The 1101-nt window shown below is 32.2% G+C and carries 1 protein-coding gene; it reads right to left on the minus strand.

All coding sequences use genetic code 11. From position 1 onward, the window contains the following. Positions 1 to 129 precede the first annotated feature (129 nt). The gene (locus tag P278_RS15310) at positions 130 to 813 is read right to left on the minus strand and encodes a GNAT family N-acetyltransferase (RefSeq protein ID WP_038268770.1); all 684 of its coding nucleotides are present in this window, start codon (positions 811 to 813) and stop codon (positions 130 to 132) included. Positions 814 to 1101 lie beyond the last annotated feature (288 nt).

Here is a 1101-nt window from a genome sequence, read left to right on the forward strand (position 1 = left end):
TAAATGCGGAATGACACTAGTAAGAATACAAATATTTATGACTAACTAATACAGTTAAATTTACATAAAGTTTGGTGGTGGAGCATTAAACCTCAGAACCATATTTCCCCTATTTTGCTAGGGCATTTTTTAATTTCTTACAAGGTTCCAAAAGCTTATTTTTCGTCTGGTTGTAAATCCTAATTTTTCATAAAGTTTTATAGCTCCATAATTAGATTCTGCAACGTGTAAATACGGAGTTTTATTTTCCTTAAATATTTGAGTGGTGGTGTGTTTTATTAATTGTTTAGCGTAACCTTTTCCTGTAAACTCAGGGTGGGTTACCACTGCACTTACCTCGGTAAATTTATTCATTTTCATTCGTTCACCGGTTACCGCTATCAACTTGTTGTCTTTATATATGCCATAGTAGTTCCCCAAATCCGATGTTTTACTTTTAAAGTATCCGGGCTGTACTAAATTTACCAGGTTAAACAAATCTTGTTTTTGGTTTATGGTTTTAAGGACTGTTATGCATTCAGTGCTTTCAAAGTCCAATGGTTCTTTGAGTAACATTTGATTACAAACTAATTCATTTTTGAGTTGTATTTTACTCGTGAAACTGGGTTTATCTCCAACAACATAAAAATGATCGGTTAATAAAGCGTATTTATTAATTCCGATAGAGGTGTTATCTTCCTCTATGAATCCACCAAAAGGACAATATTCTGGGTGATAAAATCTTATCTGATTATAAACCACGGAAAACTCACCGTGCTCTTCATTTAAAGAATACCATACAGGGTTATCTAATTTTTTTTCTTCTGGTTGCATATTTAATTTGAAATCGATACCTAACAATTCAGTCGTATCTTTCGACTAAGATGTATAAAAGTTCATAACAGTATAATCTTTCTCAAAGGAAATGAATTTTCTTTACTATATAATGTAGGAGAATAGACTTTATAAAATTTTTAACCCTTTGGTTTATGGACGCCTGCTAATCCCCCCAACATATTTTTCAAGCCTAAAGATTAATCAACAGATTCCGCAACAAGTGCGGAATGACAGTTATTGATTTCGACAGCCTTGTTATAACGGATTTAGTATATTTTTTAAATC

The sequence above is a fragment of the Zhouia amylolytica AD3 genome (genome assembly GCF_000511935.2).
Taxonomy (GTDB): Bacteria; Bacteroidota; Bacteroidia; order Flavobacteriales; family Flavobacteriaceae; genus Zhouia; species Zhouia amylolytica.